Annotated in this window: 12 protein-coding genes, 2 pseudogenes and 1 riboswitch; of the genes and pseudogenes, 11 read left to right on the top strand and 3 right to left on the bottom strand. The window is 36.4% G+C overall.

Translation table 11 applies throughout. The features are described from left to right. Window positions 1–231: 231 nt before the first annotated feature. From F0362_RS15670 to F0362_RS15650, 6 genes and pseudogenes are all read left to right on the top strand, one after another. The gene (locus F0362_RS15670) at window positions 232–651 is read left to right on the top strand and encodes a MarR family winged helix-turn-helix transcriptional regulator (RefSeq protein ID WP_001048562.1); all 420 of its coding nucleotides are present in this window, start codon (window positions 232–234) and stop codon (window positions 649–651) included. A 312-nt stretch (window positions 652–963) separates the two neighbouring features. Next, entirely contained in the window at window positions 964–1,314 is a 351-nt protein-coding gene (locus F0362_RS15665; RefSeq protein ID WP_085450494.1) for a DoxX family protein, read from the top strand. Between the two features lie 217 nt (window positions 1,315–1,531). Next, window positions 1,532–1,837: a monooxygenase gene (locus F0362_RS15660; protein ID WP_000323751.1), complete on the top strand. Its 306-nt coding sequence runs from the start codon at window positions 1,532–1,534 to the stop codon at window positions 1,835–1,837. Window positions 1,838–2,281: 444 nt separating this feature from the next. Then, window positions 2,282–2,440 carry a DUF4176 domain-containing protein gene (locus F0362_RS30580; RefSeq protein ID WP_172624225.1) on the top strand — a complete coding sequence of 53 codons (159 nt, stop codon included), beginning with the start codon at window positions 2,282–2,284 and terminating at the stop codon, window positions 2,438–2,440. A 326-nt stretch (window positions 2,441–2,766) separates the two neighbouring features. Next, window positions 2,767–3,305: pseudogene (locus F0362_RS15655) on the top strand (alkaline D-peptidase). Between the two features lie 90 nt (window positions 3,306–3,395). Next, a complete protein-coding gene (locus tag F0362_RS15650; protein ID WP_097838016.1) occupies window positions 3,396–5,471 on the top strand; it encodes a serine hydrolase domain-containing protein in 2,076 nt (691 codons plus the stop codon). A 316-nt stretch (window positions 5,472–5,787) separates the two neighbouring features. Here the strand turns inward: F0362_RS15650 and F0362_RS15645 are convergent, their stop codons facing one another. Beyond that, complete coding sequence (locus F0362_RS15645; protein ID WP_000606340.1) at window positions 5,788–6,111, bottom strand: hypothetical protein; 324 nt, start codon at window positions 6,109–6,111, stop codon at window positions 5,788–5,790. Between the two features lie 127 nt (window positions 6,112–6,238). After that, window positions 6,239–6,631 (bottom strand): VOC family protein, encoded by a 393-nt coding sequence (locus F0362_RS15640; RefSeq protein WP_001145292.1) that lies wholly within the window; start codon window positions 6,629–6,631, stop codon window positions 6,239–6,241. A gap of 113 nt (window positions 6,632–6,744) precedes the next feature. On the opposite strand from F0362_RS15640, the gene F0362_RS15635 reads away from it, so the two are divergent. Beyond that, window positions 6,745–9,054, top strand: a complete 2,310-nt coding sequence (locus F0362_RS15635) for an AAA domain-containing protein (RefSeq protein ID WP_141540468.1) — start codon at window positions 6,745–6,747, stop codon at window positions 9,052–9,054. 75 nt (window positions 9,055–9,129) lie between these two features. Further along, window positions 9,130–9,231: riboswitch (SAM riboswitch) on the top strand. Window positions 9,232–9,319: 88 nt separating this feature from the next. Then, window positions 9,320–10,525 (top strand): M20 family metallopeptidase, encoded by a 1,206-nt coding sequence (locus F0362_RS15630; protein ID WP_000501421.1) that lies wholly within the window; start codon window positions 9,320–9,322, stop codon window positions 10,523–10,525. 169 nt (window positions 10,526–10,694) lie between these two features. Here F0362_RS15630 and F0362_RS15625 read toward each other — a convergent pair whose 3' ends face one another. Then, window positions 10,695–11,135 (bottom strand): Lrp/AsnC family transcriptional regulator, encoded by a 441-nt coding sequence (locus F0362_RS15625; RefSeq protein WP_001178574.1) that lies wholly within the window; start codon window positions 11,133–11,135, stop codon window positions 10,695–10,697. A gap of 167 nt (window positions 11,136–11,302) precedes the next feature. Here F0362_RS15625 and F0362_RS15620 point away from each other — a divergent pair, with 167 nt between their 5' ends. The 3 genes and pseudogenes from F0362_RS15620 (at window position 11,303) to F0362_RS15610 (ending at window position 14,742) form a co-directional block, all read left to right on the top strand. After that, the gene (locus tag F0362_RS15620) at window positions 11,303–12,067 is read left to right on the top strand and encodes an SDR family oxidoreductase (protein ID WP_000792646.1); all 765 of its coding nucleotides are present in this window, start codon (window positions 11,303–11,305) and stop codon (window positions 12,065–12,067) included. A 158-nt stretch (window positions 12,068–12,225) separates the two neighbouring features. Next, window positions 12,226–12,941: pseudogene (locus F0362_RS15615) on the top strand (MFS transporter); the annotation flags it as partial. Window positions 12,942–13,194: 253 nt separating this feature from the next. Further along, the gene (locus tag F0362_RS15610) at window positions 13,195–14,742 is read left to right on the top strand and encodes a spore germination protein (protein WP_001051404.1); all 1,548 of its coding nucleotides are present in this window, start codon (window positions 13,195–13,197) and stop codon (window positions 14,740–14,742) included. Window position 14,743 lies beyond the last annotated feature (1 nt).

The following is a 14,743-nucleotide window of genomic DNA, read 5'->3' as shown; positions in this document are numbered from 1 at the left end:
AGATCTACGGAACTTCTGTAGAATGGAGAAGAAATAGTCAGCAGAAATCACACCGGAGGAATGTATGGAATAGATTTTGACTTTGAAAACAATAGGTAATTCATTTGACAATTAAAATGACCTAATTTAATATATATGTCATAGCATATAAATAGTGAAACAAATACATTCACTGTGAATAATTGACTGGTATGCTATATCCTTTTATATCTTAATTTATAGAGGTGATCCATGAACTTACATGATTTAATAGGCTATCTTGTTCATCGTACTGATGTGAAAATGACTAATTATTTTACTAAGAAATTAAAGCCTTATGGAGTTACACCAGAGCAGTGGGGAATTATTAGTGTTCTTTGTAGCCAAAGGGGCACTACTCAAAAAGAGTTAGCAGAAGCTATTGATAAAGATCAAACTACTGTCGTAAGAATGATACAGTCAATGGAGAGAAAAGGGATTGTAAAGAAGGCTTTGAATGACCAAGATAGGCGTTCACATAACCTTTTTTTAACTGAAAAAGGTGACGAGTTAAAGAAAACCATCTTGCCTGTAGTGACAGACGCTCACCATTTCGTTACGAGTAATTTGAGCGAGGAAGAGATTAAAGTATTACAATCATTATTAAACAAATTGTATGATACACGCTATTAATACTTGTTCCTTATTAATACTATGCTATTCATAAGGAACAAACTTTGTTTTATGTATTATATATGCTATAGCATATAATTTTGTTTGTTTAGAGGAAGGAGAAGGTAGCTTTATTTTCTATGATATCTGATCCAGGATCACTTTTTTACCTAGTACCAGTCAAATTTCTGTATCATATATGCTATAGCATATAATTTTTACCCCTTTAAATATTGAAGCAATTTCCCTATGATCAATCTCAGGAAATAGGGTATAGGTAGTGACTACTACCTGAACAATACTGAGTTTTTATCAAATAATATGAAAGGTGTGATTACTATTTTAATTTTCATCAATATTGTAAACGTTTTGTTGTTTGTGTTCTTTTTAATGACAGGTACGAAAATTATATCTGGGAAAATGGCAGAGGAGTTCAAACGATTTGGTTTACCTTCGTTTTTTAATTTCTTAACTGGAGCTTTTGAGATTGTAGGAGCAATTGGAATGTTGATAGGAATTTGGATTCCAATAGTAGCTTTATTAGCAGGATTGTTGTTAGGTGGTACGATGCTTGCAGCTGCATTAACTCTTATTGTATTAGCGAGAGATCCTTTTAAGAAAGCAATACCTGCGCTTGTTTTGTTTGTCCTTAGTATAGGAATAAGTTGTTATCATATTTTTTAAACATAACCTGAAGCCGTTAAACTGTATGCGTTCAAGTTGCTAACATTTTGTAGTTTTTTTACAAATAGGGGGATTCTCAAATTAATGCTTGAATAATAATAGCAATACGAATTTAGACATTACTATCATTCGAATCATAATCAGTAAAAGAATGGGAAGGATTTTTATACAAAGGAATTCCTGATGAATTTTATATTAAAAATAGGAGTGAGTGAAAATGGCGTATTTATTACAAGTTGATTTTCCGTTTGAAGGTCCTTTTGGTGAAGAAATGGAAAAAGCATTTTGGGATTTAGCAAATAGTATTAACGAAGAAGAAGGATTCCACTGGAAAATATGGACTGAGAATGAAGAAACAAAAGAAGCTGGAGGCATTTATGTATTTGAGGAAAAACAAGATGCTGAAAAATACGCTGAAATGCACAAGAACAGACTTGAAGCAGTTGGTGTTAAAGATATTAGAGTAAGAATTTTTAACATCAATGAAAAGTTAACGGAACTGAATCGTGGGTATATTAAATAATTTCGACAGTCGGAGCAAGCGTAAAAAGGAGGGGATAATCCCCTTCTTTTTTTGAATTCTTAAATTGATGGTGAGGGGACTTGCACAAATCCCTATATAAATAGGGATTTGTGTATCGGTATATTGTTCCTTGGAAAAGGATGTATGAAGTGTAATATATGAGAGTTCTTACATTTGTGAAAGTGACGTAAAAGTACTTTAAAGAAATTTTATTGAAATAATTTCTTCTCCTTTAATTCTTTCAGTCTGCTTTTCCTTAACGTCTCATGCCCATCAAGCTAAGAAAACAGATGAACCCAAAAACAAAAAAATCCTTCGCAAAATTTGTGAGAGAAAAAGAGAGATAAAGGTATTTTAACCTTATCTCTCTTTTTCTATATTAATTTATTTTCAGGTAAGGAGTTGATTAGTTATTACTAGTTATAAGAACGTGAAGAAGTGTTGATGCCGTTTGGAACTGTTGTAAAGGTTGAGGGGGAATCCAAGGAAATATCAGAGATGTGCATGATGATTTGGCGCAGGGTTATTAATCCATCTTCTATGAAATCGTGGGATTATATAAGCATTTATTATCCTGGAGATTTTAAAATAAAACCTACCTAATTATAGAAGTGATTTGAACGTAAGGAAATTGTAAGAAATGCATAAGAAAAAAGAAATATTTATTATGTAGGATACAAATATAGAGAAGCACAAAAGAGGGAGGATAAATAGGATTTATTTATACGAAAACCAAACTAGTAATAAGCACATTCTAAATAAAAAAATCATTTATGGTACTAACATACATGTGAAAAAGAGAGGTTTTACCGTTTGTTACGACAGTATGGTGTTTGTAAAAATAAACAATATGAAGATGATTTCTGTGTAATTAGTAAGAAATAATATACAACCGCCGATACTCTTTATTATACCTAACACCAACCGCAATGATAAAAACAGGCTCCACTCAAAATATACTTAGTTCATTACAAATAAGTACTCAACGAGATCGTACTTCCGTCGAACAAGTAATGCGAGATACATTGCAACTTGGATACCCCGGGGTACTCGCTAAAACTTCCCAGGGTAGAAAAACGTAGGGGTATGCAGCTGGTGTATAGGATATAAGAACTAAGAACCGATGAAAACAGATTTTTACTTTCGCATTGGAAGTGTAACGACTTAAACAAATTTTTTTCTTATTTGCTTGGTGGCAATTACTGAAAGAACAGCAACTAAAACAAATATTCACTACAGTTTCTACAGGAAAGGGAGGAATCAATGGATATGGTCTAGGAATCTATGAAATAAAACTTCCTAACGTTGTCTCGATAGGGGGACATACAGGTGTTATTCCAGGATTTAATACTTTTGCTGGAGGGACACATGGAGGGAGGCATATGTTGACGGCAATTTGAACAGTATGGGTAGAGCCGAAAATCCTGGTCTTTTTAAAAGTATTTTACTTGTTGAATTTAGACAGTAGGGATAAAGGCGGAATAGTAGTTTATGTGATGTTTGTAATTGTACAAATAAAAGATGAAATCGATCATTTATCTAAGGAGGTATTTTTCTTATGGAAAATAAATTATCTGGGGTGTTAGCCGCTACCTTGGCTCTAACGATGAGCCTACCAACAGGAGCGCTAGCGTCTTCTAGCAGTAAGGCTCCAGTTGTATCTAGTCAAGAAGTTGCTAGCCAAGATTTGGAGAAGATTGCTGCAGAGAACGCTGAACTACTCACGAAGTCCTATGAGACTACTAGCGTGCAGTATGCGCTGATTGATAATGGTAAACTTATTTTGTCGGGGCAGACAGGCAAGAACGACATAGAAGGGAAAGAGCCACTAACCAAAGATACTCTATACGGAATTGGTTCAACCAGTAAAGTATATACAGCTGCGGCTGTTATGAAACTGGTAGACGAAGGAAAAGTTGATTTGGATGCTCCTGTTGCCCGCTATATTCCTGAGTTCAAAATGAAAGATAAACGATACAAGCGCATTACACCGCGTATGCTGTTGAATCACTCCTCGGGTTTGCAAGGTTCCTCGTACAATAATGTATTTTTATTTAAAGATAATGATGCTTATGCCCATGATATCTTGTTGCAGCAATTGTCCAACCAAAACTTGAAGGCAGACCCTGGTGCGTTCTCAGTATACTGTAATGATGGTTTTACGCTAGCTGAGATCTTGGTAGAGAGAGTCAGTGGTATGAGTTTTACTGAATTTCTACATCAAAAGTTTACAGAGCCATTAAAACTGAATCATACGATAACATCGCAAGACAAATGGGAAGACGAAAAGCGGGCTGGACAGTATTCTCCAAAATACCAGGGACAGCTTCCAAGTGAAATGGTAAATGCGATTGGTACGGGAGGAATCTCTTCTACTGCAGAAGATGTGGTGCGATTCTCACAAATATTTATGGGACAGGGAAAAGAAATTCTCTCTAATAGAGCAGTCAAGGCGATGGAACAAGAAGAATATAAAAGAGGCATGTGGCCGGAAGATAGCGAAAACATGTTCAACTATGGTCTTGGCTGGGATAGTGTGAAACTATACCCATTCAGTGAATATGGGATAAAAGCGTTGACTAAGGGTGGGGATACGGTACTGCAACATGCTACATTGGTCGTGCTTCCAGAACAGAAGATGGCAGCAGCTGTATTATCCTCCGGCGGCAGCAGCACGACAAATCAACTGTTGGCAAACAAATTACTGCTAGCTAGGCTTAAAGAGAAAGGGACAATTAAGGATATAAAAGCAGATAAATCCTTCGGCAAGCCAGTCAAGGCTAAAGTACCTCAAGACGTGGTAAAAAAAGCGGGTTTTTATGGAAATAGCCGCAGCCATTTCAAAATAGAAATTACGAAGAAGGGAGAACTGTTTTTACCAACTAAACCGGAAGAAAAATATGTATATACGGCGGATGGAAGCTTTATAAATGAGAAGGGTACCTCCAAGCTTAACTTCGTTACTGAGAAGAATGGAAAAGTTTATTTGAGAGAGAGCACATATGAATTATCGCCGGGATTGGGGCAAAATGTGTTGACTCAATATTTAGCCCAAAAATTAGAAAACAATGTGTTACCGAAGAAAACAGCTGCTGCATGGGCGAAGCGTGAGGGTAGCAAGTTCTACCTCGTTAACGAAAAATTTAATTCAATGAACTATCTAGGACTACTAATGCCTCTAAACACACAAATTACGCTCAAGGATGGGTATTGGGACGGCAAAAAAATTACAGGTCCAAATTCGGCGACGCATCAAATTCAGATTCCCGTGATAAATGGGCGGGATACGACGGAAGCTCATTTCTATACAGAGAATGGTAATGAATATATGGAGATGGCCAGCTTTTTATACGTCAGTGAATCTAACGTAAAATCCCTTGATGCAGGTCAATTATCGAAAGTTACACTGCAAGAAAATGGGCATGCCAAATGGTTTACGATTCCGCAAACGGCAGCAGGGAAAACGATGACTGTGGAGTTGCCATCAGGAAGTTCATTCGCGGTGTATGATGAGAATGGAGTATGCGTCAATTTTACCGTCGTTAGTGACAATAACAAAGTGAAACTACCAGAGAACGGAACGGTTGTATTTGCTGGCGCACCGAACTCTGAATTTACAGTTGCATTGAACTAGCTACAACTCGGGATAGACTTCAATAAAACAGTGCGACATGGAACAGATATTTTATTTGTATCTTAAGTATTACCTTAAATGATATTACACTTAAATTCTTAGCTTAATAGCAATGGGATAGCACCACATGCCTATCAACCTAAGAAAATAAATCAACCCCATGTCCATCAAGCTAGTAAAAATAAATACCCTAAAAATAGTAAAATTGACATCCCCAGAGTAAAAATGTAAAAAATTATTGTTTAGGGGCAGCATAAAACCTTAGTTTGATAGCGATATGGCGCTACTCATAAAAAAAGAAATAGGAGAGAATATCCTATTTCTTTTTATTAATATAATAAAATGTAATGAATAGATCCAAAGTAATGATAATAATTAGAAGTAACAAGTGTATAAGTGCATCAGTTTTTCCGTTTAGTAAAGACTTTACAAAGAAATCCCATTCTGTTTCATAGGGAGGCTCTACCCAATTTCGTTGCAGTCCTAACACCATTCCATTTATGAAATAGACAATGCTTAATAGGATTCTTCCAAGAAATAAGGCAGTTGCTTTTATAGTCCACTTCTTTATCTTTATTATATAAAGGGTTGGAAATAGTATAAGCACCCAAAAAATAAGAATGTAAACAGCATTGATCATTCTCTATACTCCTAACAAAACGATTTTTTCTTAATCTTGGTGAATTTTCAGGGTGAAAGTTAATGGTGTTCAAACCGTTTCTGCACTTGGGAAAAAAGGAGACAGAATTCCGGCTCCTTTTCCTTTTCTATCTCTCCGTCTCAAAAAACTCAATCCACTCCCCATCAGGGCCAGCGAAGAATATGTAACGTGTTCCATCTGGTAATGTTTCGATTTCTTCTCCTAGTAAAAATGTTACGCTGTGTTTTTGAATTCTTTCAATTTCATCTTCTAATGAATCCACTTTAAAGCAAATATGATGTACTTTTCCTTCTGCTGGAAGAGAAGAGTTATAACCTTCGATGAGTTCCAGTATCGTTTCCTTCGATTCTTCCACACCTAAAAAGGCGAGTTTTAAATCTGGATTCGGGTGCCCCATACGTTTAATGAGCTGTAAGCCGACTACTTTTTCATAAAAAGTAATAGATGTTTCTAAGTTTGCAACCATAAGTCCAACGTGTTCTATTCTTCTAACTGGCATGTAGATTCCTTCTTTCTGAAAATTTTATATGTAAAATGATATTGAAAATTAAGAAAATAATCAAGATAAAAACCTTACAAATTTTAGCGTGTTATATGGTATAGTGAGAAAGTATGTTTGGGGAGAAGGAAGGAGATTATACGATGAATACACCTACTCAAACTCCTTCATTATCGGAAACGATGAAAGAGTGGCATTATGCATTAGCATATGAAATTAAACATTGGAAAACGATAGGTGGTAGTAAAATTTCTATTATGAACGGTCGTTTTTTATATACAGATTATGAAAATACAGTGTATGTATTTCAGCTTATTTCGGAAGTAAGCTTACCTGAAGGTTCACCAATTCGAATTGAGTTCGATGGTGAGGAAGCGACAGGGGAAGTATTATCTGTACATGGATTAGAAATAGAACTGAAATTAAATGATTATATACAAGGTGAAATAAGAGAAGCGGTTTTATATAGTGAACCGTGGCAATTGTTAGAGCAACTGCAAGAGCGATTGAAAGAGGCACATAAAGATAAGCTAAAACGTAATCGTATAAAGCGTCTTGTTGATGGGACGAGCAGTCCGAAACATATTGAGAAGATGAAAAATCCGAAAAATGAATTGGCGTATCGTTCATTTTACAATCCGACAACGTACGTATGGGGACCGCCTGGAACAGGGAAGTCGTACAATTTATCACGTATTATTTCGGCTCATTACCAAAAAGGAAAATCGGTACTTGTGTTAGCTCATAGTAATGCGGCAGTGGACGTATTAATGAGTGAAGTAACGAAGCAAATTGAAAAGAAAAAGAAATGGACGCCTGGCGAAATTGTTCGTTACGGTTATAGTCAACATGAACATATACGAAATCATGAAACGTTACTTGCGTCGAAGTTAGTTGAAACGACGAACGGATCATGGGGTGAGGAAAGACTCTACTTAGAAGAAACACGCCAAGAACTTCGTGAAAAAATTTTATCGTATAAAGCAACATCTGCTGATAAGAAGCGTATACAAGAGATTGAAAGTGATCTTCGAAAGCAAAAAGCGAAAATTAAAGAAGTAGAAAAAGAATATATTGAAAATGCGAAAGTAATTGGTGCGACTTTATCAAAATGTGCAATTGATTCACTTATTTATGAGCGTACATTTGATTTAGTTGTCGTAGATGAAGTGAGTATGGCGTTCGTTCCGCAAATCGCATTAGCTGCTTCACTCGGAAAACGTATCGTCGTTTGTGGTGACTTTTTACAGTTACCTCCGATTGCGATGGCGAACCATGAACTCGTTCGCAAATGGCTCGGCGAAGATATGTTTTATCATGCCGGCATTGTTGATTCTGTAAATAAATCAGAAGCACATCCCAACCTTTTTATGTTGCAGGAACAAAGACGTATGCATGCGGACATATCGAAGTTTACGAATTCATTTATTTATAAAAATAGAGTATACGATCATCCGTCTGTTTCAGAGCGTAAAGAACTTGCACAGTTACAGCCGTTCGCAAATGAGGCGAGTGTTTTATTTGATACGAGTTTAATGGGAGCATTTTCGTTAAAAGATGCTGCTTCGGGTTCTCGTTTTAATATTATGTCTGGTTTAGTAGCGATGCAAATGATGTTAATCGGACTGCTAGATGGTGTGCAATCGATCGGTGTGGTTACGCCTTACAGGGCGCAGTCACGCTTTTTATCAACGTGTATCAGGGAAATGTTGCAGAGAACGAAATATCAAAACATACCAGTATTAGCGGCGACAGTTCATAAGTTTCAAGGTTCTGAAAGAGATATGATGATCTTTGATACTGTTGATAGTTATCCACAAGAACGACCTGGTGTGTTATTCTTTGACCATAAAAACCATCGCCTCGTCAATGTAGCAGTAACGAGAGCGAGAGGGAAGTTCATTCAATTATCGGATTGCCATTATATGCGTAAAAATCTTTCGAGAAAACAAGCCTTATCACAATTAACAGCTCATATAGAACGTCACGGGGATGTGTATGATCGCACGACATCCAGACAATTATGGGAGCGGAAAATATCGAAACGATTACGCTGGTTTATGGAAATGAATCTGGAGGAAACGAAAGGGCTATTAAAAGATATTTTAGCTGCAAAACGAAAAATCATTATTTCACTTCCAAGTACGAAGCAAGTAGATAAACGAGTATGGCAAGCGTTAATGCGTACAAATGCACAAATAACGGTTTATAGTGATGGACCAGTTCCGTTAAAAAACGTAAAGTTACAAAGACAAAATAAAGCATTCCCATTTGTATTAATCGATGATGAAATCTTTTGGGCAGGGGCACCACTCACATCTCAAATGATGTTTGAAGGTAGTACGGAATTTCCGTACATATGTGCAAGACTACAAGCACCTGAGACAATTGGTGTATTAAAAGGATTTTTAGATATTCGGTAAATTCGGATAGGAATTCCTTGACTTTTGCTTGGAATGAACTTAGAATGAAAATAATTTAATACAATTTTATGAAAATTCTTATCACGAGAGGTTGAGGGACTGGCCCTATGACACCTCGGCAGCGGATTCTTTACGAATACTGTGCCAATTCCAGCAAGGTAACTTGAAAGATAAGAAAGAAGCTCATTTTGACTGTATATACAGAAGCCTCTTTCTATCCTTTAGAAAGAGGCTTTTTTACGTGAAAATAAAAGGAGGAAGAAAAATGGGAGCGACAAGAGTAACGTCACAAAGAAAAACAATTGAAGAGAGCATAGAAAGAAATAAGGAAAAGTACATAAAAACAAGTCATGATATTCATGCGAATCCAGAGATTGGTAATCAAGAATTTTATGCATCAAGAACGTTAAGTTTATTACTAGGTAGTGCTGGTTTTCAGCTGCAGCATAATATAGCTGGGCATGAAACAGGTTTTATCGCACGAAAAAGTTCAGGAAAACAAGGACCAGTTATCGCATTTTTAGCGGAATATGATGCTTTACCAGGACTCGGTCATGCGTGTGGTCACAATTTAATTGGCACAATTAGCGTTGCAGCAGCAATCGCATTATCAGAAACGCTTGAAGAAATCGGCGGAGAAGTTGTCGTGTTTGGAACACCAGCAGAAGAGGGCGGGCCTAATGGTAGCGCAAAGTCGAGTTATGTAAAAGCTGGGTTATTTAAAAACATTGATGCGGCGCTTATGATTCATCCGAGCGGAAAGACAGCGACGACGAACCCTTCACTAGCAGTCGATCCACTTGATTTTCATTTTTACGGAAAAACAGCTCATGCCGCAGCTTCACCTGAAGAAGGGATTAACGCATTAGATGCGGTGATTCAGCTTTACAACAGTATTAATGCACTTCGCCAACAACTTCCCTTAGACGTGAAAATTCATGGCGTCATTACAGAAGGCGGAAAAGCACCTAACATTATTCCTGACTATGCCGCAGCAAGGTTCTTCATCCGTGCAGCTACGCGAAAAAGATGTGCGGAAGTAACAGAAAAAGTAAGAAATATAGCACAAGGAGCAGCGTTAGCAACAGGTGCAAAAGTAAAAATTCATCAATTCCAAAATGAAATTGATGAACTACTCGTAACAAAAACATATAACGACATCGTAGCGGAAGAACTAGAACTACTAGGTGAAGAAGTAAATCGTAAAGAAAGAATCGGCATCGGCTCAACCGACGCCGGAAACGTCAGCCAAGTCGTACCGACCATTCACCCGTACATTAAAATAGGTCCAGATGACTTAATTGCGCATACGAATGAATTTAGAGAAGCAGCCCGTTCAGAATTAGGAGACAAAGCGCTAATTACATCTGCAAAAGCATTAGCAAATACGGCGTATCGATTAATTACGGAAGAAGGGTTGTTAGAGAAGGTGAAGGAAGAGTTTAGAGAGGCGCAGAGGAATCAGGGATAAGGGGATTAAGGTGCTCTTTTCGAATAGCAATCTAATTAATAAGTAGAGATATCAAAAAAGAACATTGAAATATCAATGTTCTTTTTTGTTTACTAATCATTGATTTTGTTGGTTTTTCTCATAAAGGAAAAACTTTTACTGTTAGCAGGAGATAATACGTATCCCTTTATCAGAACGACAATTTCTCCTCAAACTCACTCTTTAAAACAATTAAAGGAGATGATAATCCGAATTGCATTAACGAGTCTAAAAATGTAGCGAGAGAATCCATCGAATCGCTCATGACCTTCATCATATAATTAAATTCCCCGCTAATTCGGTATAAATCTGTTACTTCAGGAGCGGCATTACAATATTGGATAAAATCAGAGCATTGGCTCGTTTTAAACATGATGAATGCTTGAATGTTTTTATTAATTTTGGAAGGCTCAAATTTTGTTCGGTAAGCTGCGATAACTCCTTGATCTTCAAGTTTATTCATACGTTCCTTTACAGCAGGCTGCGTCATGGATATAATCCGTCCTATTTCTGAAACAGAAATTCTTGCATTTTCATACAACAAGTTCATAATTTTATGGTCGATTTCATCCAATTTTACTGCGTTTTGCATTGTGTAGCCTCCTTATTATATTTTTTAAGTGAATCACAAATTATAACTATAATATCATAAGTGAACGAACTAAATTACCTATAAATCTATATTTAAAATGATTGGTGTTTGCATGAAAATATAAGTATAGGTTTTTATCAAACGGAAATTTAGGAAGGATGGAAAAAATGAAGAATCTTGATGGGAAAGTAGCGTTAGTAACAGGAGCGAGTCGCGGCATTGGCCGTGCCATTGCAATGAGATTGGCGAAAGATGGTGCATTAGTTGCGATTCACTACGGCCGAAATAAAACAGCTGCAGATGAAACGATTAGTGAGATTGAATCCAATGGAGGAAAAGCGTTCATAATTGAAGCTGAGCTCAATTCAATGGATGGTGTCAAAAAGCTAGTAGAACAATTAAAAAATGAATTACAAATAAGAGTTGGTACATCAGAGATTGATATTTTAGTAAACAATGCAGGGATAGGTACACAAGGAACGATTGAAAATACGACAGAAGAAGTTTTTGATGAAATTATGGCCGTAAATATTAAGGCGCCATTCTTTTTAATTCAGCAAACATTACCGTTACTACGAGCAGAGGGGCGCGTTATTAACATTTCATCAGCTGAAGTAAGACTTGGTTTTACAGGATCCATTGCATACGGTTTAAGTAAAGGTGCACTAAATACGATGACACTTCCTCTAGCTAAACAACTTGGAGAAAGAGGTATAACAGTGAATACAATTATGCCTGGATATACGAAGACTGATATGAATGTGAAATTGCTAGATAATCCGGAAATACGAAATTTTGCTACGAATTCATCTGTGTTTGGACGAATAGGGCAAGTTGAAGATATTGCAGATGCAGTAGCATTCCTTGCTTCTTCTGATAGCCGCTGGGTAACGGGGCAGATTATAGATGTTTCTGGAGGGTTTTGTTTATAGGGGCACTACTCCATACCCATCAAGCTAATCAAGTAAATTACTAGATATGAAACGATCCTTGTTTCAGTCTGAACAAGTTATCAAAGGAACAGTAGAGTCTATTTGTGGCGCTTAGTGCGCTCTTTTTTCGCATTATTTTTGTACCAATCATTACAATTATGAATAAGGAGTGTTTTTATGCCATCGATTATTTATTAGCTTTAGCAATCTTTTGTATGACTACATCAGAATTTATGGTTGCAGGTATGATGAATGAACTTGCTCTTGCATTCCAGGTTTCTGTATCATCTATTGGTATTTAATTTCAGCTTATGCAGGAGCAATGGTAATAGGAGGCCCCATTTTAACTGCAATCCTCTTACGGATGCGCAGCAAACAAGCATTATTGTTTTTAATGTTCGTATTTTTAATTGGTCAATCGCTCGGAGCTATTGCTTGGAACTATAATATTATGATGATTTCACGTATTATAACTGGTATTGCTTCAGCTTTTGGAGTTGCGATTTCCTTTTCTGCAACATTGGTTCACTCTGATTCAAGGGGAAAAGCTGCATCAATTGTACTTGCAGGTTTAATGTTCTCAACTGTATTAGGTTTACCTATAACAACCGTTATTTCGCAATATTTTGGCTGGCGTATTAGTTTTGGGGCAGTTTCGGTTCTTGTGCTAGTATCAGGGATTATGATTCAACGGTTGTTACCATCATCTTCAAATAAAGAGCAATTAAATTGGAAAGACGAACTTCTGCGATTTAAGAATATCCATCTTTGGGCAGCGTACGTAACAAGTATGTTCATTATTGGTGGTACGTTTGCAGCATTTAGTTATTTCACTCCGATCTTTACAAATGTCACAGGCTTTTCAAGTGCAAGTACGCCATCCTTTCCTATGATTCTACAGAAAGAATAGCGTATTTTTTCATTTTAAGGAAATTTAGTTTTACTAGCTTGGTAGTATCACACATCCATCAACTTAAAGGACTATTTTTGAACTTGATTTTTATGAAATATGCACCCGAAAATTTATAGAAATAATTCTAATGTTACCTCTCTAGTTAGTAGGATATTTTTTCTTAATATATGCATACTAAACATATTATAAAAAGTACATAGAAAGTGAGAGAATCATGGCTAAATTTTTGAGGCGTTTAAAATATAGAGATAATCCTAAGTCATTTCCAATACGAGACAATACTCATTTTCAGGAAAAAAATATTGAAGACGCCCTCTTAGACGCTGATTTAACCAAAAACATAGCTAATATTCAGAATATATTTCGTCAAGCGCCTGATTTAGTAATTCGGCGGTTTCAAATAACAGTAGATGGATTAGAAGCAGCTTTAGTATATTTATCTGGATTAACAGATAAAGAATTGATTCAAAATCATGTTCTAAGTCCTTTGATGAATAGTGACTTTAATACCAATACAGAACTTCCAATTCCATTAGGACAAATTAAGATTATTAATACATTGAGTCAGATTGAAAATGCTATTTTTGGGGGAGATAGTGTTTTATTAATTCACAGTCGAACAACAGCACATCAACTGGATACAAAAGGATGGCCACAAAGGAGTGTTGAAGACGCTCATAACGAAATAGCTCTAAAAGGTGCACATCAAGCATTCATAGAAACTGGAAGTCAAAATATCGCAATGATTCGAAGGTATATTCCTTATCGAGAATTAACGATAAAAGAAATGGCAATTGGTGTACGAAGCAAAACCAGAATTTCTATTTTATATTTGAAAGATGTAGCTTCTGAAAATGTGCTGAAGGAATTAGAAACACGAATTCAAAATATTACAGTCGACGCTGTTGCTAGTAATGGCGAACTTATAGAATTCATTGAAGATAACCCTTACTCACCGTTTCCGCAATTTATATTAACTGAAAGACCTGATTTGGCAGTATCTCACATTTTACAGGGCAGATTTGTAACTGTAATGGATCATTCGCCTAATGTGTTAATTACTCCAACAAATTTTATTTCCTTTTTTCAAGGAGTGGATGATTACGGTACAAGGTGGTTAGTTGCTTCGTCTATTCGGGTGCTTCGTTTTATCGCCTTTATGATTGCTTTATTTTTACCTGCGAGTTATGTTGCGTTTATTTCCTTTAATTTTGAAGTTATTCCTGTAGAGCTGTATTTATCTATTGCAGAATCAAGAACGCGCGTACCCTTTTCTCCAGTTATGGAAGCATTACTTATGGAAATAACATTGGAAACGATGAGAGAAGGGGCTTTACGGATACCTACTCCGATCGGTCAGACAGTTGGAATTGTAGGTGGTATTGTTATTGGACAAGCGGCTGTTCAAGCGGGAATTGTAAGCAATATTATGATTATTGTTGTTGCTGTTACCGCCATCTCTTCTTTTGTTATCCCTAATTATGATATGGGAGCGGCAGTAAGATTTTTACGTTTTCCGATGATGCTAGCAGCTGCCTTATTTGGAATTGTTGGACTTGTTATCGGATGGATGACATTAATTGGACATCTAATCAGCCTTGAATCGCTAGGTACCCCTTATGGAATGCCATTAGCACCGTTTCGCTTTGCAGATATGAAAGATGCTTTTGTACGCTTTCCTTTATGGGCAATAAGAAGACGTCCTAAGGGAAAAAGAGCCATTCAATCTATTCGACAAGGAAAGAATCATAATAAAAGGTGAA

Origin of the sequence: Bacillus sp. BS98 (assembly GCF_008432245.1) — a bacterium.
Taxonomy (GTDB): Bacteria; Bacillota; Bacilli; order Bacillales; family Bacillaceae_G; genus Bacillus_A; species Bacillus_A toyonensis.
This window is presented reverse-complemented; position numbering and strand designations above follow the sequence as displayed.

Coding starts and splice junctions, on each gene's coding strand:
- F0362_RS15670 (WP_001048562.1), top strand. CDS start 232: ATGAACTTACATGATTTAATAGGCTATCTTGTTCATCGTACTGATGTG.
- F0362_RS15660 (WP_000323751.1), top strand. CDS start 1,532: ATGGCGTATTTATTACAAGTTGATTTTCCGTTTGAAGGTCCTTTTGGT.
- F0362_RS30580 (WP_172624225.1), top strand. CDS start 2,282: ATGCCGTTTGGAACTGTTGTAAAGGTTGAGGGGGAATCCAAGGAAATA.
- F0362_RS15650 (WP_097838016.1), top strand. CDS start 3,396: ATGGAAAATAAATTATCTGGGGTGTTAGCCGCTACCTTGGCTCTAACG.
- F0362_RS15645 (WP_000606340.1), bottom strand. CDS start 6,111: ATGATCAATGCTGTTTACATTCTTATTTTTTGGGTGCTTATACTATTT.
- F0362_RS15640 (WP_001145292.1), bottom strand. CDS start 6,631: ATGCCAGTTAGAAGAATAGAACACGTTGGACTTATGGTTGCAAACTTA.
- F0362_RS15635 (WP_141540468.1), top strand. CDS start 6,745: ATGTTTGGGGAGAAGGAAGGAGATTATACGATGAATACACCTACTCAA.
- F0362_RS15630 (WP_000501421.1), top strand. CDS start 9,320: ATGGGAGCGACAAGAGTAACGTCACAAAGAAAAACAATTGAAGAGAGC.
- F0362_RS15625 (WP_001178574.1), bottom strand. CDS start 11,135: ATGCAAAACGCAGTAAAATTGGATGAAATCGACCATAAAATTATGAAC.
- F0362_RS15620 (WP_000792646.1), top strand. CDS start 11,303: ATGAAGAATCTTGATGGGAAAGTAGCGTTAGTAACAGGAGCGAGTCGC.
- F0362_RS15610 (WP_001051404.1), top strand. CDS start 13,195: ATGGCTAAATTTTTGAGGCGTTTAAAATATAGAGATAATCCTAAGTCA.